Source organism: Corynebacterium heidelbergense, from assembly GCF_028609845.1.
Taxonomy (GTDB): Bacteria; Actinomycetota; Actinomycetes; order Mycobacteriales; family Mycobacteriaceae; genus Corynebacterium; species Corynebacterium heidelbergense.
In genome coordinates this window covers 1,646,540-1,665,254 of sequence record NZ_CP063191.1, presented here as the reverse complement: position 1 = coordinate 1,665,254, position 18,715 = coordinate 1,646,540, and the positions used below count along the sequence as shown (strand labels likewise).

Annotated in this window: 16 protein-coding genes and 2 pseudogenes; 5 read left to right on the top strand and 13 right to left on the bottom strand. The window is 62.9% G+C overall.

Annotated elements, in window-relative coordinates; all coding sequences use genetic code 11:
- Positions 1-36: 36 nt before the first annotated feature.
- Positions 37-1,608 (top strand): recombinase family protein, encoded by a 1,572-nt coding sequence (locus CHEID_RS07365; RefSeq protein WP_112768778.1) that lies wholly within the window; start codon positions 37-39, stop codon positions 1,606-1,608.
- Between the two features lie 24 nt (positions 1,609-1,632).
- On the opposite strand, the gene CHEID_RS07360 is transcribed toward CHEID_RS07365, so the two are convergent.
- The 7 genes from CHEID_RS07360 to CHEID_RS07335 form a co-directional block, all read right to left on the bottom strand.
- Positions 1,633-3,558 (bottom strand): relaxase/mobilization nuclease domain-containing protein, encoded by a 1,926-nt coding sequence (locus CHEID_RS07360; RefSeq protein ID WP_112768777.1) that lies wholly within the window; start codon positions 3,556-3,558, stop codon positions 1,633-1,635.
- Positions 3,540-3,902, bottom strand: coding sequence for a plasmid mobilization relaxosome protein MobC (gene mobC, locus CHEID_RS07355; protein WP_112768776.1), 363 nt, complete (start codon positions 3,900-3,902; stop codon positions 3,540-3,542). The genes CHEID_RS07360 and mobC overlap by 19 nt, the downstream gene beginning before the upstream one ends.
- A gap of 255 nt (positions 3,903-4,157) precedes the next feature.
- Entirely contained in the window at positions 4,158-4,478 is a 321-nt protein-coding gene (locus CHEID_RS07350) for a hypothetical protein (protein WP_112768775.1), read from the bottom strand.
- A gap of 5 nt (positions 4,479-4,483) precedes the next feature.
- Positions 4,484-4,831 carry a hypothetical protein gene (locus CHEID_RS07345; RefSeq protein ID WP_112768774.1) on the bottom strand — a complete coding sequence of 116 codons (348 nt, stop codon included), beginning with the start codon at positions 4,829-4,831 and terminating at the stop codon, positions 4,484-4,486.
- A gap of 84 nt (positions 4,832-4,915) precedes the next feature.
- Entirely contained in the window at positions 4,916-5,263 is a 348-nt protein-coding gene (locus CHEID_RS10570) for a DCL family protein (RefSeq protein WP_112768792.1), read from the bottom strand.
- A 5-nt stretch (positions 5,264-5,268) separates the two neighbouring features.
- Positions 5,269-8,409, bottom strand: coding sequence for a DNA-directed DNA polymerase (locus tag CHEID_RS07340; RefSeq protein ID WP_202973251.1), 3,141 nt, complete (start codon positions 8,407-8,409; stop codon positions 5,269-5,271).
- The gene (locus tag CHEID_RS07335) at positions 8,409-8,696 is read right to left on the bottom strand and encodes a helix-turn-helix domain-containing protein (protein ID WP_112768773.1); all 288 of its coding nucleotides are present in this window, start codon (positions 8,694-8,696) and stop codon (positions 8,409-8,411) included. Before CHEID_RS07335 ends, CHEID_RS07340 begins: the two co-directional genes overlap by 1 nt.
- Positions 8,697-9,343: 647 nt before the next feature.
- Between CHEID_RS07335 and CHEID_RS10615 the strand changes: the two are divergent.
- Positions 9,344-10,321, top strand: a pseudogene (locus CHEID_RS10615) (alginate lyase family protein).
- A 203-nt stretch (positions 10,322-10,524) separates the two neighbouring features.
- Here CHEID_RS10615 and CHEID_RS07325 read toward each other — a convergent pair.
- Together CHEID_RS07325 and CHEID_RS07320 are read right to left on the bottom strand one after the other, a co-directional pair.
- Positions 10,525-11,283, bottom strand: coding sequence for a sulfite exporter TauE/SafE family protein (locus CHEID_RS07325; RefSeq protein ID WP_112768770.1), 759 nt, complete (start codon positions 11,281-11,283; stop codon positions 10,525-10,527).
- A gap of 14 nt (positions 11,284-11,297) precedes the next feature.
- A pseudogene (locus CHEID_RS07320) lies at positions 11,298-12,721 on the bottom strand (MBL fold metallo-hydrolase).
- Positions 12,722-13,171: 450 nt separating this feature from the next.
- Between CHEID_RS07320 and CHEID_RS07315 the strand changes: the two are divergent.
- Positions 13,172-13,426 (top strand): metal-sensitive transcriptional regulator, encoded by a 255-nt coding sequence (locus CHEID_RS07315; protein WP_112768769.1) that lies wholly within the window; start codon positions 13,172-13,174, stop codon positions 13,424-13,426.
- A gap of 249 nt (positions 13,427-13,675) precedes the next feature.
- Here the strand turns inward: CHEID_RS07315 and CHEID_RS07310 are convergent, their stop codons facing one another.
- Positions 13,676-13,894 carry a hypothetical protein gene (locus CHEID_RS07310; RefSeq protein ID WP_112768768.1) on the bottom strand — a complete coding sequence of 73 codons (219 nt, stop codon included), beginning with the start codon at positions 13,892-13,894 and terminating at the stop codon, positions 13,676-13,678.
- Positions 13,895-14,004: 110 nt separating this feature from the next.
- Positions 14,005-14,571: a 1-acyl-sn-glycerol-3-phosphate acyltransferase gene (locus tag CHEID_RS07305; protein ID WP_112768767.1), complete on the bottom strand. Its 567-nt coding sequence runs from the start codon at positions 14,569-14,571 to the stop codon at positions 14,005-14,007.
- Between the two features lie 123 nt (positions 14,572-14,694).
- Between CHEID_RS07305 and CHEID_RS07300 the strand changes: the two genes are divergently transcribed.
- On the top strand, positions 14,695-15,813 hold the full coding sequence (locus tag CHEID_RS07300; RefSeq protein WP_146743814.1) for a hypothetical protein: 1,119 nt from the start codon (positions 14,695-14,697) through the stop codon (positions 15,811-15,813).
- Positions 15,814-15,856: 43 nt separating this feature from the next.
- The gene (locus CHEID_RS07295; protein WP_112768765.1) at positions 15,857-16,738 is read left to right on the top strand and encodes an oxygenase MpaB family protein; all 882 of its coding nucleotides are present in this window, start codon (positions 15,857-15,859) and stop codon (positions 16,736-16,738) included.
- Between the two features lie 46 nt (positions 16,739-16,784).
- Here CHEID_RS07295 and CHEID_RS07290 read toward each other — a convergent pair whose 3' ends face one another.
- Both CHEID_RS07290 and CHEID_RS07285 read right to left on the bottom strand, forming a co-directional pair.
- Positions 16,785-17,687 carry a patatin-like phospholipase family protein gene (locus tag CHEID_RS07290; RefSeq protein WP_273661038.1) on the bottom strand — a complete coding sequence of 301 codons (903 nt, stop codon included), beginning with the start codon at positions 17,685-17,687 and terminating at the stop codon, positions 16,785-16,787.
- A complete protein-coding gene (locus tag CHEID_RS07285; RefSeq protein ID WP_112768764.1) occupies positions 17,671-18,597 on the bottom strand; it encodes a DUF808 domain-containing protein in 927 nt (308 codons plus the stop codon). Before CHEID_RS07285 ends, CHEID_RS07290 begins: the two co-directional genes overlap by 17 nt.
- Positions 18,598-18,715: the final 118 nt, after the last annotated feature.

The following is an 18,715-nucleotide window of genomic DNA, read 5'->3' as shown; positions in this document are numbered from 1 at the left end:
TGTACAGGACTTACGTGTGGCTCCTATTGTGGTCACATGCCTCCCTCGTCTCCCCTGCACCGTAAAGCCGCGATTTACCTGCGCATCTCCCTCGACCGCGAGATGGACGGCCTAGCCATCGACCGCCAGCGAGAGCAGTGCGAGGCACTCGCTGCCTATCGCCAGTGGGAGGTCGTCGAGACCTACGTCGACCAGTCGAAGAGCGCCACGGACCGAACGAAAGTTCGCCCGGCCTACGACCAGATGGTCGCTGACTACAAGGCTGGGGCTTTCGACGCCATCATTTGCTACGACCTCGATCGGCTCACCCGCCAACCTCGCCAGCTTGAGGACTGGATCGACGCATCCGAGCTGCGCGGGCTCGCCTTGGTCACCGCCAACGGCGACGCCGATCTCTCTACCGACGGCGGACGCATGTACGCCCGCATCAAGGCCGCTGTCGCCCGTGCAGAGATGGAACGCAAGGGTGCCCGCCAATCTGCGGCGCAACTCCAGCGGGCCAGGCAGGGGAGGGCCCCAAAGGGGATGCGACCGCTCGGTTACGCCGTCAACGGTGACATCATCCCCGATGAGGCTGACACCGTTCGCGCCATCTACCGTCTGTTCACCCGCACCGACCACCGCGAGTCGCTGCGTTCGCTTGCTCGTGGCCTCAGCGGTACCGAACCCATCGAGGGCTTGGAGCCCCGCCCCAAGCACACCCATGTCGTCTCGGTCGAGCGCGCCGAGCAACGACAGGATGAGGGAAAAATACCCCACCCCATTAAACCCGACGGCCCGTGGAACCCCTCGACCGTGCTGGGCATTCTGCGTAACCCCCGATACGCGCGGATGTCGACCTACACCCCCAAGACCGCCCAGCCTGACGGCGGGCGCCGTCGCACGTGGCGGGCGCAGATTCTTCGCGACGAGTCTGGGGAACCCATCCGGGGGCAATGGGACGCAATTATCGACGACGAGACCTGGTGGCAGGCGCAGAGCATCCTCGACGACACCGAACGAGTGACCAACACTTCCGGGTTGACCAAGCGCACGCACCTGGGCTCGGGGCTGTACCGCTGCGGTGTGTGTGGAGCCAAAGTCACAGGTGCTCCTCGCGGCTACCGCTGTGCCCAGCACGTCGTGCGCGACGAGGAAGGCAAGCCCGTTGTCACGAGTCTCATGCGCAGCGGTGCAGGGGTCGATAACTTCGTCACCCGCCTCATCGCCGAGCGGCTGAGAAGGCCCGACGCTCTACGCAGGGAGCCCACGGTCAGTCCTGGATCAACGAGTCAGGGCATCGACGCCGCCATCTCCGAGCAGCGCGCTCGCATTTTGCGAGCCCAACGCGACTACGACGAGGAGATCATCGAGGGTCGGGACCTCAAGCGCATCCGTGACGCCGCCGAGGCACGCATCACCCAGTTGGAGACCGAGCGACTCCTCCGGGGGCAGGCCGCAGGACTCGCCCCCATCCTCGGGGCCAACGACCCAGCGAAGGCGTTCCTCACCGCCTCTCTCGATGTCCAACGCCAGGTCATCGACGCTCTTGCAACCGTGACCCTTCAGCCTCAACCACGCGGCAAAAAGGCATTCAACCCGGACAGCGTGGCCGTCGAGTGGCGGTGAAAACAGGGGCTCACGTGACGGGGGTCACCATCGTCGACGCTCCTCGATGCCCCGAACGATGCCCCACCCGATGTGGACGAGCCAGCCGAGGCCGCCGAGGACGACCCCGAGTGTCAGGATTGTCACGAACAGCCACCCTGTCGTGGGCCAGAACCCTTCGGCGGCCCAGACGTGGGCCCAGAGCGCGGGAATGCCCTGGGTGACGCCCAGGATGTCGAGCAGCGACTTGCCGAGGGCTCCGATGGACATGAGGGACGCAAGGATAGCGATTGTGCCGGTGAGAGCCCAGACAGTAACCCGTGACTGCCTGCGTGCCTGGTCGGCAGCGGTCTCCAGTGTCTTATGCAGGTCTTTGTTCTCTGCTTGTAGTCGCTGGACATCGTTAGCTAGCTGTTGATGCTCATTGACGAGTGTGCGTTTGATAGCGCCCGTCACATCGTCTCGGATCTCATTACTGATGTCAGACACCAGCGGCTTAAAACTCTGGCTCAAAGTCTCGCTGAGTTGTCGTGCTAGCCCGGCGCTGATGCTGTCGGACGACTTTTCGCTGAGCTGTACGGGATGTTTTCCCATTTCGAGCGTGGCCCGGTACATCCTGAGCAGCTCGGCGAGGAGCTGCTTGATTTCGGCCAGTGACGGACCTAGCCCGCTGATCATCCTGACCATGGAGCTGATCGTCTCGCTGACCTTCTGCTGCGCGTGGTTGTACTCCTCCGTCCCCACGGTGGTCCGTGACAGCACGCTCAGCTGCCGCTCTAGCTTCTGCTGCTGTTCGGATAAGCCGTTGAGTGCCTGGTAGGAGACCCCGAGCTTCTGAATCCGGGTGTCGATCTCCGACAGCGAGGACTCCAGCTCCTGCCTGGTGGGGCTTTCCTGGATGGTCTCCACCACGGGCTCGAGACGATCCGTAATCAGGCTGTGGACCCTGGTCTCCGTGAGCTCGCTGTGCTGTGGCTGGCGCCTGGGGTTCTGTGGCATGGAAATCACTCCTTGATCGTTTTTTGTGTGCTTGCTCACGGCGGCAAGCGCCGCCCGTTGCTGTTGTTGCCTGAGGCCTTCCACCGCCTCCTCGGCGCGAGCCTGCGCGAGATCATCGAGATACGACGCCACGCCCGCAGTGGTGTAGTCAGACCCCAGGCGCGAGCCACTGGTGGCGCACTTCCGGAAGCCTCTTTTCGTTCGGTATCGCACAACATCCTCGTCGTCATCGACCAGGGCATAGGTGAGGGCGTCACCCTGACGCTCCACGTGCACCCCGTGGTCGGGGCCGTGGCGAATGAAATCGTCCACAGACCCCACGTGCTCGTCGGCGAGAACAGCGTCAATCCGCGCGCGGAGATACGACCTCCACGTGTCCCCCGTGAGCTCGTGAAGACTGAGGCCGGCCGCGTCAATCTGGCGACCCTGCGCTTGAGCGATACGCTCCGCCCGCGACAGCGACACCTCCTCCCGACCCGGCAGCACAGCCAGGCCGAAATCGCGCATGATCTCGTCGTTCACAGCACGCACCGCGTGGACGTTCCCCGCAGGCTTCGGGGCGGCGAGACCAGTGCCTACATCGTGGTTGAGAATCACGATGTGGTTGTGCACGCACCCACTGGCGCTATCGGTATGCGTGGCCACCGTCACCGGACACCCCGGGGCCATACGGTGAGCCAGCTCCAGCCCAGCCTGATGAGCACGACTGACGTGTTCCGGGTCGTTTCTGTCCAGCTCCTCCCTTGGCCAACTCTGCACATACGCCACGGCCTGATTCGTACGGCGAGGATGCCCCCGCAGCTCTTGACACCCCGCCACCGCCCACTCCAATGGCGAGGCCGCCCGAAACCCGATAGTGGACAATCGCTCCGCACGCAGAAGGTCCGCATCCGCATTCTCCCGCGTGCCGTAGGCCACATAAATGGTGGCCGCTGTCAGCGAAGTTGTTCTCGTCACTGTGGTGACCGACATTGCACCTTCACCGCCTGCTCTATCGCACCGAGATACTGCTGAACCTGCGCCACCTGTTCTAGGAGAACGTCAGCCTCAACACCGACCCCGTGGCGGTGGCACAGCCGCGCAATCTGATTGACATTGACCCCCACCCGATCCACAGACAGAGCCAGCTGACTAAGTGACGCCCGAGTCTTCGGCGGCAGCTCTGAGAGCCTCCAGTGCCAGTCCGCTGGCAGGCGAGCACCGAGAGCATCGAGCGCCCCCCGGATCACATCCACGGGACGCAGCCCAAGCCGCTCGGCTAGCTGCTCCACAAACGCAGCCTGGTCCTCGCTCAGGCGAATCGTCGTGCGATACATCGCACACCTCCTTCGCCCATCCCGCTACGCGGGAAGTGGCCCACCCGCGCGGCGGGGTGGCCCACAGCTGGTAGCCGACCGACACGCCTCAGACGATCACCGTCCCACCCACCGCAAGGCGCGGTGATCGGGCACTGGTGAGTCGCTGGCGACGGCTGGTCGGCTACCAGGGCCAGCATCACCCTGAGCACCTCCGGCGCTCCGGGTGGCTGGCCGGAGCGTGCCGCCCCTGGACCCCTGCACCACACGGACATGTCACCTGTCCTCTGTGGCCGACTCCTGGGGGTGAGCGCCCCCAGGACTCGCAGCCTCGGGGCCACCCTGACCATCACTATCCGTGATCGTCGTGTCCTCCCTGTGACCCTGAACAAGCCCGATCTCCACCAGAAGATCGTCCAGCGGCTTCGTGCGGAACGCAGCCCATCGTGAGCGCGGTTTCTCCACCGCACTCACCACGGCCTCGCCCACAGCAGTAACCAGCTGCGCGCGCAGTTCCCGCTCCCGCTGCACAGCAGCCTCGCGCTCCTTCTGCACCGCCGCCATACGGCGCACGGCGGTCTCGACTCGTCGTGCCATTACTGTCACATCCCCATCTCAAAATCGTTGTCCTTCTTCGGGGCCCGCGTGTACCGCAGCGGGCGCGCAGGTTCACGCCGTGGAGCCCGAGACTGCGAGGCCCGCCGGCGCGGCGCCTGCGGCGGCTTCGAGGCCTGCGCTTCCTGCTCCCGATCCCACCGCCGGCGCTCCTCCAGAGCATCCTCAAACGCCGCAAACTCAGCAGCCATATCGGGCGGTAAATCGGGGCGAGCTGACGACGCAAAAGCGCGCTCCAGCGCGTCCGCAGCCGCACGAGCCTCCTTAGCCAGCGCCACCCAATCCACAGACAAGACCCCAAACACCGCAGGGTCCATAGGGGGTTTCTCGGTCATTACTCTCTCCTTCTCCTGACGAATTGCTGTTGCGTGCCACCACATCCACAAGGTGGAGCTCGGGAACTGTTCGAGCCACCCATTTCAGCCACCCACAGCCCCACTCTGCGACCCGTGACAGCCCTCAGGATGATCATCCGGCCGGAGGTGGGAGATACACTTCTTGATCGACCAGTTGTCGACAGAGCCGTCCCTTCGCACAACACGGAAGTTCCGGGTACCCCAGTCCGCGATATGGACCACGGTGATACCAATAACCCCCACACCACGTTTCCGTGAGGCGTCGGGATGATGCGCGAGGAGGTCACAAGCGAACCGCGCATCGGGGCCGTGAAGAAACTTGTCAAGGGCCGCGCGGTTTAGGACGGCGCTGGCGTGAGCGCAGACTTCCTTCTTAGTGTTGAACGACAGACCACCGAGGGTGTAGGGCATCGTGCTCACACCTGCTCGTCTGTGTCTTTGGCGAATGGATCGGAGGCCTGCATCTTGGCCGCATACGGCGCGATAGCATCGAAGTCAACCTCGATCTGACGTTCGGCCTTGGACCGTGCATGGGACCAGAAGCGCTCTTTGGGTTTGGGCAGCCCGAACTTCCCGAAGGCGTTGAGCCGATCGGCTAATGGACGGTCAGGACCGAGCCACGGGATGTCAATGACGCCTTGGCGGTAGGCGATCACAATGCCTTTGGAGATGCGGTCCAGCCGCTCGGCCTCAGCGATCTGACCGTCCTCGTCAAGGAGCACATCGAGTCGGTCGAAATAGTCCAGCCACTGGTTGCGCGTCCGGCGCACCGGCGAGCGTTCCCACACGGGCTCACCCAGCTTTTCGTCCCACCGTTTCAGCCCGCCATCGACGGACCTGCCAAGTTCGCATTCCTCCGGGGAGCCCCACGGCACGGTCTGTACGTGAGCGACCTCGAAGACCTCATCGTCGACCATCACCATGTCGACCGTCATGCCGTCGGGCACAGGGCGACGCTTACGGTCGAACTCGATAGTCTGCTGCTTGTCGACGACGATGGGGGAGAAGTCCAGCCGGTTGTGGACGCGGGTCAGCTCCTCTATCGACGGGAAGACCTTCATCGTCACCGGCAGCGCGCCTTCACGGGAGGCCATGAGGTCGTACATATGGTCCCTATCCTCCTGGCTATCGACCTCGATCCCCTCGGGTAGCTTGTACCCGCCGTGAGCGAGCACGCCGCAGGGTTGCCGGGAGAAGTTCGCGCGGGTGGTGACGTTGAGCAGGTCTGTCTGGGTGTGCTTCTCCTCCCACATGTCCCGCGAACCTGTCAGCGCCTCGCGGGTCTCGCGCCACAGCCCCGACAGCCCGTAGAGCTCCAGACCATCGACCACGACCAGCTCGGCGTCGGTGATGAACCCGTCGGTCGTGCAGCTCGGTGTCGAGTACCCACGGTCGTTCAAGTCGTTGAGCGTGGCCAACAGCACCGCACGAGAAAGGGAGGTGGTCATGGAAGCGTGCCACGGGGACGTGATCGCCGAACCACCCACCTCGTCGCGCTCCTGCGCCCAGGCATCCCAGCCACGCTGACCCATGACACCCTGGGCGAGCTTGCCGTAGGGGGAGTTGGCCATCAGTTTGAGCACGGACTGCTGGAAGGACTTCTTGCCGAACTCTTTCTTGGCCCGCGCCCGGTCGTCCAGCAGCGTCTTGTACGGGCGGCGCAGCAGACGCGACGGCGACCCGTCCTCCAGCCGCAGAGTGCGACCGAAGTGTCCGATCTGGCACGTCACCCGGGCACCCAGCTTCAGCGCCAACCAGACCTCGGGAGCCATCGCCCACACCCCACGTGCACCACCCGACGTCCGGGGGTAGACCATCGACCCCTCGACGGGCACGGGCAGGCAGGGGAAGGCCACCGACTTGTCGAACTCGAACGACACGAACCCCACAAACGGCGTCAACGGCCCACCCTCGGCGAAGTCGTCCAGCGACAGCTCAACGTTGTTCACCGTCCGCAGGATCACGCCGTCGGGATGCAGGTAGTCAACATCCCAGATGGTCGAGCTGGCCGTCGGATAGCACGACTGGAGGTCGAGGTCGTGGGTGGTCTGCCGGAACAACCCCACCTCCGCGCACATGTTGTACCCGCCCCGGAAGGACAGGGCACAGGCATGAATCCACGTCGCCGCAGCACCGTCCAGCGGTTGCAACTCGCGCTGCCGGTAGTAGGCGAGCTGGTTCTCGATGCTCACGGTCTGCTCGGTCTTCTTGGTGACCTTCTCCAGACCGCCGAACACGGAGTTGAAGTTGATCTTGGGCCCGACCCCCACCAGGGGCTTGCCCAACTGGCGCTCTGCGAGCTCGGCCGTGATGATGCCGCGGACGGCACGGGCCGCAGCCGTCGGCAGCGTGAGCGCGACCTCCTGGTCCTCGCCGTACATCTGGCTGACGTACTCCAAGGCGATCACGGCGTCGTTAGAAGCGTAGTCGAGAAACTCGGCGGGATGGGCGAACAGGTACGCGTCCATGCGCGTGATCCAGTCGTCGGGCACATCCAGCTTCCCCACGCCCACGGCGTCGCCCAGCTCAGACAGCTTCGCAGCGCCCGACTGCGCCATCGTGTCGCGGATCGAGACCACCACCGGGCGAGCCCAGCGCTTGTTCTCACCAGGCAGGACCCACTCAATGGGCTTGGGCGAGACCATCCCCGCACTGGCCGAGATCACCGCACGCAGGATGTCCGGCTCCCGGTCGTTCAGCCGACGATTCCGATACCCCGAGTAGCCGGCACTCGACCGGCGTCGCTTCCTGCCGCCAGGATAGGCGCTCTCCCAGGTGTTGTGCATCTTCACCGGGTCGACGAAGGTCGTCAGGTCGGCGTTTTGGAAGTGCGCCACGAGCGTGATCGGCAGCGCGTGCGCATGCTCGCCCTTCTGCCGGAACCACCGCCCCCGTTGACACTTGCCGTTGGCGTCCATCACGTCTTTGCAGGGCACGCCCTTGACTGTCCAACCCTCTGCCAGCGGGTGTTCGTGCAAGCCCAGCGCCGTGGTGGCCAGCTCCAGCGCCTTGCCGAACGACAGACGAGCCACGCGGCGACCAAGTGGGCCGTGGTATGGGGTCGGCAGAATGACGGCCAGCCGCAGCCGGTCGTGGTTGGTCGGGTCGATGGCAGCGAACTGGTAGGACACGATCCGGCGCGTGACCTGCTCGCTCTCGCCGATCCAGCCACGCTCGGCGTCGAACGAGTCTGCACCGACGAACTCGGTGTCGAACCCGACGACGATCGAGTTTTTGCCCGACCGCATCCCCCGCACCGACGGGTACGAACCGAAGCCGCCCGCCGCACGGGTCGCCGTCCGATAGACCGTCTTGGTCAGCACGACGAACGACGCCGGGTGCTTGCGCGAGGTCGCGGTGTCGACCACCCGGCCCACCCGCCACCCACTGGCGGCAGCGGCGGCAATGGGGCCTTCCCCATAGGGGAGTGCCGCCAGTGACCTCTGACCAGGTGTTTTGCCCTCTTCTTGCGTCCCAATAACGTCTTTTCGGGACGCAACGGGGTTGTCGACGACGACCTCTGCGAGGGCCTGCGAGGTGGAGTCCAGCACGCTCATCACGCACCTTCGAGGAGGTCGCGCAAACGCCGCGTCTGCTCGGCGGTGAGTGGTGGGGCAGCAGCGAGCAGCCTATCGATGGCAGCATCAACAGGGTCACAGTCCGCGCTGGTCAGTAGAGCATCAAGATCGCCCCGGCGCACGCGAATGCGGCGACCAAGACGGTGGTGGGGCAAGCGCCCATCGCTGATGTACTTGCGAAGGGTGGAGTATCCGCCGTAGCCAAGTTCCGAAGCTTCGTGGAGCGATAGGTATGGGGCTGCGGACTCGCGCCGATAGCTGGGCATGCCGAGTTCTCCTCAGGAACTCAGTCACCCATGCCATAACTAGCCTCTTGAACCCGACGTGCCCGTCGAGCGGCTTGCGGACCCTTAAATTTCCTGTGCGACCCGCTCCGCTGCGGTTGCCGTTCAGGCTTGAGACAACGTTCGACACTAGCTTCCCGCCCGGAGCTCATCTCGGACAGGGCTTCGCGGTCAGGTCTCCTTTCCACCGCATCGGGACCGCGACCGAATCTTGCGGGGTTGGGCTCCCAGTGGACTGCCTTGTCTGCGCGGGCCCATCTCGCGCAGGGGCATGCGACGGTGTCCCATTGTTCTTGCGGTGCGCGTCGCCGCATCCACAAGCTATCGCTGGCCACACGACAGTAACTTTCTTCTCCGAACCGGCCTAGCTCGGAGGGGTGTATCGCTGGCGTTCAGCGACATACCCATTCTAGCGTCTAAGAGTGGCAAATCAGTAAGGGTAGCGCTTGCTAGACGTTAGAACTGTCCAGAACGTGGTGGAGTTCAAGTTCAACGTGTAGCTGACCGCAGGGGCTCTGTTCGCGCAACGCTGAAGTGTGCCTCCTACCAGCTCGCCCGGAGCTCACATTTCCTCCTCCTCGCTGTGGTCGCCTTTGACACTGCGTCACCACAGGCCTTCTATCGGCGGAATGTGCCGATTGTCAGCGGGGCGGCGCCTCGGTACCATTCTGTGCGCCATGGTGCTCATGGCCGCGCCGCTCACTGCCTGCTCCTCCGATGACCCGGGAAAACACTCCGCAATAAGCCAGGCGACGGCCAGCTCAGATTCAACCTTGGCGAGCGCCCAGGGCTTTATCCTTACCCACCAACATCTCGAGAGAGTCAAAAGCGATGCTGGCGCCGTAGCAAAGATTCGGCAGGCCAGCGCAGAACTGGGCGCCTACACGCCGCACCCCGTCGCGGAGCTGAATTTGCTCGATCACTACACCTCAACGGGAACAGACGAAGAACTTGATCAGGGCTCGCAAGACCTAGCCCGCGATGCCAACGCCGCCTACGTCAAGGCCCTCAGCTACCTCGTCACAGGAAACACCGACGACGCGGGCCAGGCACAACGCATTCTCGATGCGTGGGCCACAACCCTGCAGAACGTTGGGACGGTTCAGGTTACGAACGCCCCCAATTTCAATGGGCCCTACCTTCTCGCCGCGGCAACGTGGGTCCGCGGAGTCGGCGGCTAAGATGATTCGACGTTCGCAGCATTCACCCGAGACCAACTTGTACCCAACGCAGAATTAACCAACTCCAACAACCACGGGCAGTGGGGGATACTGCTGGTGGCGTCGAGTGGAATATTCCTTGACGATCAATTCCTGGTTACACGAGCGCGAACACAATGGTTGAAGGCCGTGCCGCAGGAAATCGCCCCGGATGGATCGCTGCCGAAGGAGATGATCCGGTCGTCGACCAGCGACTATCACGGCGGTCCCACTAAGGGGCAGCGGGGCATCGCGTACACCCACTACGCCCTGTTGCCGATGAGTGTTGCTGCGCAGACTTTCGACGTCGCTGGCAACCCCGTCTGGGATTCCGACGGCGGCCAGCGCATGGGCAAAGCGCTGGGAGTCGTTGCGGGGTGGGTCAATGACCCAATGAGTTTCCCGTAATTGCACGAGCAATGATGGGAAACTGCCGGACCTGCACAACGACGGATACTTTGCACTGCTACTGCGCCATCAACCCAACGCAACTGCACAGCAAGTCTTGGAAAAGTCTGCGCCGGAAGGGGATAGGTTCTGGCTGGCTACGCTCTTTCCTGTTGAGCGCTAGGGGCTGACGATAAGAAGGCACCGGATCCGCAACTGCGCGGCTAGCCCGCGCCGACCAGCTGACTGATCAGCACCCCGAGCCCGATGACGAGCGTCAGGGCGCCGAAAACGACCTTCAGCTTCGCGCCATCAACTCGGCTGGCAATCCACGTGCCGATGAACGTACCCGCCAAAGCGATCGCCACCACGGAGCCGACCGTGGCCCACGGCAGCGATTGTTCCCCCAGATAACCCAGCAATCCGCTGGCACTGTTGATCGTGATGACCAGCAGGGAAGTGGCCGATGCCGCTGCGAAGGGAAGCCCCGCCAGCGCCACCAGTGCGGGCACGATGATGAAGCCGCCGCCTGCCCCCGTGAAGCCAGTCAGCACTCCAATCCCTAAACCGAGTGCGAGGACGAGGGGAATGGATGGGCGTCGAGAAGAACGAGACGGGCGGGAACCACGCAGCATCGACACGGCGCTGAGAAGCATGACCAGCGCAAAAATAATGAGGGTCGCGCGGTCGGAGACGAAGTCGCCCAGCCACTGGCCCGCCTGAGCACCCAGCGCGCCCGCGGCCGCCATGGTTAGACCCACCATCCACCGGATCGAACCGCTGCGCAGGCGCAACAGCACACCGAACAGCGACGACGCCCCCACTACCACGAACGATGCCCCCACCGCCTGCGACGCCGGAAAGCCCGCGACGAACGTAAACACCGGCACCGCGAGGATGGCACCACCGCCGCCGAGGATGCCGACGGCGAGGCCGATGACAACAGCGAGCACGCCGAGCGCGAGGGTGTGAAGGATGGTCATGGGCTCTTCAGCCTTCAGTCGGTGGCCGGCTCGTCTGACGTGCGCTCCGACCAGCCCGCGTAGCTGCCGTCGAGCTCGATGATGTGGAAGCCCTCGCGGCGCAGAGCCGAGGCGATCACGGAGTTGCGGCGACCGGACTGGCAGTATGTCACGATGGTGCCGTCAGTAGGCAGTGTATCGGTATGCCAGAGGGCGGGCCGGCGCTGAGCTGGGAGGCGCCGGGGATGTGGCCGGCGGCGTACTCGCTCCTGTTGCGTACGTCGAGCAGTAGATCGTACTTCTTATCCCTCTTATCCTTGGTGGCTTGTTCGAGCTGCTCCGGTTCGAGAATCTCCGGGGTGGAAAGCTGGAAACCATCCAGGCTGGTGACGAACCCCTTCACCGCATCAATACCGACGCGGGCGAGGGAATCGCGCATCGCCTCGGCCTGGGACTGGTCGGTGGCGAGCAATACGAGCGGCTGGGACTCGCGCTCGGGGTCGTAGCCCCAAGCGCCGAAGGTCGCGGTCTGGTCCGGGCCGGGGATGTGCAGCGAGCCCGGCACTGTGCCCTGGTGGACCTGCTGGTGGGAGCGGGTGTCCACGAAGATCGCTTCGTTGTTCTTGAGCTGGTTGTTGACTTCGTCGGCGCTGAGTTCGTGCGGCTCCGGGCGTTCGCCGAGAACTGCGGGGCCGGACTTGTTCTGGCGCTTCATGCGGCCGAAGTAGGCGTGGGCATCGGGCTGGCCGTCAAGGAGTTCGTCCATGAAGCCCTGCTCGTCGTTGTTCTCCACGTAGGGAGCCCACCAAGCATTGGCCTTTTCGTAGCCCACGGTGGAGGTGGGCACGGCCCCCAGGGACTTGCCACATGCGCTTCCTGCGCCGTGAGCAGGCAGGACCTGCACGTAGTCGGGCAGGGAGACGAACTTGGTGCGCAGGCTGGCGAACAGATCCTTCGCTCCCTGGACGCGGGTGTTGTCGCCACCGGCGGCCTCGTCGAGTAGGTCGGGGCGGCCCAGCTCGCCGACGAAGACGAAGTCGCCCGTGAACGCGAACCCGGGTTCATTGGCGAAGGCTCCATCGGTCACGAGGAACATGAGGTGTTCCGGGGTGTGGCCTGGGGTGTGGGCGGCCTTGACGGTGATGTTGCCGAGCTCGAAGGAATCACCATCGTGCATGGGCGTGCCTTCGAAATCGTAGAGCCAGTCCGGTCCTCCCTCGGCCGAGAGGTGGATCTCCGCGCCGGTGGCGTTGGCGAGCTGCCGAGTACCGGAGAGGTAGTCGGCGTGGATGTGCGTCTCGGTGACGTGCGTGATGGTCATGCCCTGCTTTGCGGCCATGTCCAGGTAGACCGAGATATCGCGCCGGGGGTCGAGAACGAGCGCTTCACCTTTGGCCTGGCAGCCGATGAAGTAGCTGGCCGACGCAAGGTCTTCGTCATAAATGCGTTGGAGGAACATGCGAGGTCCTAACGGTGTTGTAGATAGTGTTCGGGCAGTGTTCCGTTGGGGCCGGAAGCCCGACCTTCTTCCGGGTCGATGGCACTAATTTCCGAACAACACCTGCCGCAAGGATGTTCGGGTCTTCGTCTGATTGCGTTCGCAGGCGCACCATTGTGCATCCGGGACACTTGCCTTGACAGCGTCGACATGCCGACCACAGCCGACCCAGGTGGTCTTGCCGCAGTTATTACAGGTGGTGGGTGAGCACATACTTGTTCGCCTTGACGTGCATCAAGATGCGTTGGGTAGGGGGTGCGTTGACGGGGGCGTGTGCCCTGTGCTCCAAAGCGCCAATACCCCGGGAGGTATACAAGATACCCGCTGGGGTGTAGTTCGGCGGGTGGGGTACACCGACACCTAAAAATGGGCCGGTTCACCGCCGTGTAGAGACGGACGAGGAGAATCGTTGTGGAACTTTCAGCCGATTCTGTGAGGCCAGCGGTCAACAGGCTCAAGCGGTCTAAGGGGCAAATTGAGGCGGTAGTGCGGATGCTGGAAGAGGGGCAAGACTGCTGCAAGATACTTCAACAGCTCACCGCTGCATCGAAAGCTTTGGATCGGGCCGCCTTCAGCATTCTGGCGACTGGCATGGCGCAATGCCTTGGCGAGGACGATCAGAGTGAGCGCGAAGCGCTAGAAAAGCTTTTCCTTGCGTTTTCGTAAGGCGCGCGTCGATAGGCTCGGTGCCAACGTCCCGTCTGCGGATGCTGCTGCATCGGGCAAGCAACTTCCCCGCTTTGGGTGAGCGGCACGGAAATGAGGGTCACAAAAAGGCGCTCACGGCAAATAGCCGAGAGCGCACACGTTGTGTAGGCCTGATAAAGACTGGTCCACTAAGAGTTCCACGGCCGCGAATTTGTTCGGGGGATGCCGATTCGGTCCAGCCGTGAGTTCGCTCGAAAGGGGGCTACCTTACTGGCAAACCTGCACAGCCTGGTTCACTGCCACGGTCTGTGCCGTTGCCGGGTCGTTGGGGTACTGAGCCGCGACGTCCAGCCCCTCGTGGAACCCGCACACAAAGGAATCCGTGCTGCCCGTCACCTGCTGGTCGGCGAAGGGAAGCGCGTGGATGAAGCCCTTCACAGCGTCAGCGGCGGTGTGCAGGAAGTCGTAGTAAACGTCCAGGGTCATGCGTTAGTCTCCTAGATTTGTGGTTATCGAACAGTCAGGGAGGCTAAAGCTCAGCTGAGGCCAGTGTCAAGAGTGGAGCCAGAATTCATGGCTCAGCCACTCCTCTTCAGCTACTCCTCTGCGGTCAATCGAGGTTCCACCCGCATGTCCGGCTTATATCCCGATTTATCCCGGTAGAAATCCCGAATCCGATCCATGTCGGCGCGCATATCCCCGGTTAGCTCGATGGTCGGTCCCAGCCCCGTCGTCATGGTCGTCCGATCCACATATCCCAAGGTCACCGGCATTCCCGTATCCCGTGCAATGCGATAAAAGCCCGACTTCCAATGGGAGTGGTGGCCGCGCGTGCCATCGGGCGTCACCACCAAACCGAAGACCTCCCCGGCACGAACGCGAGCAACCATATCTTCCACAATTCCGGTCGGATTGGCCCGGTCAACGGGCACACCCCCTAGCGCGCGCATGATCGGGCCTTTCCATCCCTTGAACAGGCTGTCTTTTCCCAACCACTTGATGTGTATGCCCAGACGCCAGGCAATACCCAACATGAGAATGAAATCCCAGTTGGATGTGTGCGGGGCTCCGATGAGAACGGTCGGTCGTGTCGGGGCGGCTTCGGTTTTCAGGGTCCAGGGGCTTAGGGCCCAGAATGTGCGGGAGACAAGGCGGCGAATCACGCACCCATGCTAACGAAATTGGGTGGTGCGCTGCATCTGGGGTCCCGACGCCACCAGCCCGGCGCCTGAATCGCTCCGCCCCGTCCCGGCACCGCAGCGCTTCGCCGGTTAAAGTTTGAGAGCATGAACGCCCCGCAACTTCTGGAGTCCCCGCAGTTTCTGGGCCCGGATGTGCGCGCCCGTCGCGCCTGGCGGGGAGGTGGGGGAGCGCGCGGGTGGTGGCGTCCAACACTTGCTGTGCTGACGGCCGCGACGCTGACCGCCACCGTGAGCGCGTGCGGACTCACCAGCCATGAGCAGGGGCAGGTGAGCCTGCAAGCTGTGGATACGGTGCACCCCGGGCCAACGATGATCGCCGCCGCAATGGGCAGGCTGGTGAAGAATCAGGGCCATTGTGCTCGAACGAGCCAGACTCGCGATGTGGTGCAGTGGCGGTGTATGTGGACGAAGGACAACATCAATCACGAGACCACCGCGTATACGAATGCGAATGGGAGCATTCGCGAATGGGTGGATGGCTTCACCAGTTCTCAATCCCGCGACGTGGAATCCGCCGAATTTCTGCAAGCGTGGAAAAAGACGGTGGCGGAACAAACGGAGGTTCTCACGCGGCTAGTTGCGCCGCAGGACGATGCCGCTGCAATCGCACGAGAGCTGTCTAGCAAGACAGAGGGGAGCTCGGTGCCCATTCGGGAACGCGGCGAAAACCAAAATGTGTCTGCCCGCCGCTTCAACGATGAAGACGATCACGCGCCCAGCCCCCAGCTTCGACTGCTGAACTACGATCGCTCGGTCGGAAACATCGACAAGGATAAACCGAATGTGGGCCCCAACCTGGGGTTACCCATCGGACAGCATAAGAAGTGGTGTGGCTCCATTCCCGGTGCTGAATACTCTGACCGCGGACAGCACGGGATGTCGGTGACCACCCCGCGCAGCGATTGTGTTATCCACCTTGCTGATAAGGACGCCCGCACCGGAACCTGGGGAGAGGAACCCTCCGTTTATGACATGGAGTTCACCCTCCCCGCACCGGAAAAGCTCACGACGTTTCCGTTGCAGCCGAACGACCTTGCGCGGCGGGGCGTGGAATGGATTAGTGGGATCAACGGCAGCGATCTCACCGTCATCAACGGCATTCTCGTGACTGGGAAAGTCACCGCAGAGAATTCGGAACCCACGGCCTGCAAGCACGCCCGCCTCGTGTTCGGACAGCCAACGGACTTCTCCTTGTCCTGGTGACGTCACCCCCTCAGCTCCCTGCCCACCGGCGTAAACTTGCACCATGAATGTACGGTTGAGACCTCAGCGCTTCCTGCAGCAGAAGGCCCACGATCAGCTGCAGTCCATGGTCGCGGGGCCCCACGCGGAGAAAGCGGCGCGCCGCATTTGGGAAACCCCCGGCGCTCGCTGGTTCACGCCCGAGGACCCGATCTGGCGCGTCCACGCACACGCCGCGATGTTCCCGGCCGGAATCACTTCGCTTCTTCTGCAGTCGCTTCACCCCGGCGCGATGTACGGGGTGGCGGATCACAGTGGCTATCGGGGAGATCCGTGGGGTCGGTTGCAACGCACCAGTACCTATTTGGCTACGACGACCTTTGGTACTATCACGCACGCCGAGCGGTTGATTGGCGCGATACGTCGCATTCACGAAAGGGTTAGGGGCGTCGATGATGAAGGGCGCCCCTATGAAGCGAACGATCCCCATCTTCTGCGCTGGGTGCATTTAGCGGAGGCATACAGTTTTCTTACGGCGCATCAGATGTACTCCAGCAGTCCGTTGGATGCCTCGGAGATGGACACCTACGTGCAACAGAGCTGTATCTCCGCCCGGCTACTCGGGGCGGAAGACTTGCCGGAAACATGGGAGGGGCTGCTCAACGGCTTGGAGAGTTACCTCCCGGAACTCCGCTGCACTCCGCCAGCGCGGGATGCCGCCGCATTTTTGCTGGACGAGCCGCCTCTACCGAAGTACGCGTGGCCTGCTTTTCGCCTGGTCACTGGGGGCGGACTGGCTTGTCTGCCACAGTGGGCCCGGGACATGCTCGAGAGGCAAGCAGGCCCGCAGAGGTTGAAGAGCGAGAAGATTGGCGGTCGAATTGCCGTGGCCGGTATCGGCTGGGCACTAGCGGCGGAGCGGCCGGAGGTCGCCCAAGCTGCTTAACCCGCGCACCCGGACGGGGGATGGGGTGCTCCCGTGTCCCGTGCCTCTAATTTCCGAGGAATTCCATCCACTGTGGCCACTCGTCATGTGTTTGTTTCCGCCCGTCTTCATATGATTGCTGCAACTTCTTGAGATTTCTCTCACGGTTTTCGACCCGCATGTTGGTGGGGTAGAAGATGAGGGCTCTGCCCTCTCGCTCCAGTGCTTTGAGGTGGTCCCGCGCTGCGTTATACCTCTCGTGGCGGGTAATCACGGCCTCCGCGACGTGTGGGTATCCCCGGAACCATCGCCGGATTAATCGGGGGGAGCGGGGAGGCTTGCGGTAGAAATCCCGCCCGCGGGTGCATAGCACGAGAAACCTGGTGAAGCCGTCGCTTTCCGCAGCCTCGGTAACAATCCCGCCGGACGTGCCCAGAGCCCCGTCCACGTAGGGAACATCGTCAATGAACGGCATCGGCATGAGTCCCGGCAATGTGGAACTAGCCCGGACTTTCCGCATTAGCGAGGGCATGGAGGACACGTCTTCCCGTCCCCAATATACCGTGTCCCCGGTATCGGCCCGGAAAGCGGAGATGCGAAAAGGAGTGCGGTCCGCCGCAAATGTTTGATAGTCGAAGGGGAGGTCGGAATCGTGATTTCCGGCAACCTCGTAGATGTATTCCGCGTTGAAGAAGCCGTTGCCGCGAACCATGCTGCGAAGACCCCCTGTATCGGGGTGGGCGCCGAATTCTACAAAAGCCTCTCTACTGCGGTCAGCATCTCTGGAGAGGAAATTGACCAGGTGAGAAGCGCCTGCGCTAACACCGCCGACCCAGCCGAAATGGATGTTTTTGGCCACCAGCTCGTGAATGCACGCTGCCGTGTAACTGTTGCGCATGCCGCCGCCTTCGATGACGAGGGCCACGTCCTTGGCGTGTAGCTCCGCCGGCGGCCTAGTGTGCGTGTCCACGGGCCCGCCTGACTGCGGTGACGATTGCGACGATGCCGAAACCGACGATGAGCCCCACGATCATGGACGCGAGGGTCTCGGCGACCCATCCGCCCACTCCTCCGACGAGGTGGTGTGCCGCCTCTTCCAGATATTGGACGCCATGGTGCGGGGCGTGCCACCCTAGCGAATCCACGCCCATAACGAGGATGTGGCCGCCAACCCATAGCATGGCGAACGTCCCGATAATGCCGATGGCGGAGAGCAACTTGGGCATACCGGAGACCAAGCTGCGGCCGAATTTGCGCACCCCGGGGCTCTTGCTGCGGCTGAGTTTGATGCCAGCGTCGTCCATCTTGACGAGCAAACCGACCACTCCATAGACGCCTGCGGTGACGAGGAGGCCGACAATGACGAGAACGATGGCGCGGGTGGCTAGTGGTTCTGCCGCTACCTCGTTGAGGCTGATGACCATAATCTCTGAGGAGAGGATGAAATCAGTTAGGACCGCCCCTCGCACGAGTTGTTTCTCGTCTTTCGGTTGGTCTTCGTCGCTGGCGTGCTCGTGGGCGCCGGGAACAACCTTTTCGGCGATCTTCTCAGCGCCCTCGAAGCTGAGGTAGAACCCGCCCAGCATGAGGAGGGGCATGAGCGCCCAGGGAGCCAGCCAGCTCAGGAGGAGGGCTATGGGCAGGATGATGATGAGCTTATTAAACAAGGACCCCTTGGCGATCTTCCAGATGATGGGGATTTCACGGTCGGGTGTGACTCCCTCCACGAATTTGGGGGTCACTGCGGTGTCGTCCACTACTACTCCGGCAGCTTTGGTGCTGGTGCGTCCGGCGGTGGCGGCGACATCATCTAGGTTGGCGGCGGCTTTTCTGGCGATGAGGGCAACATCGTCGAGTAGTGCGGCAAGGCCTCCGGCCATGAGCTTGCACCTTTCGTTTAGTTCTGGCTGACTAAAATCTACATTCTGGGAGCAAAGATGCAACCGGACTGAAGCTCGTGAGAGTGATCTGTAACACAGGCTGCACATATGTCGACGC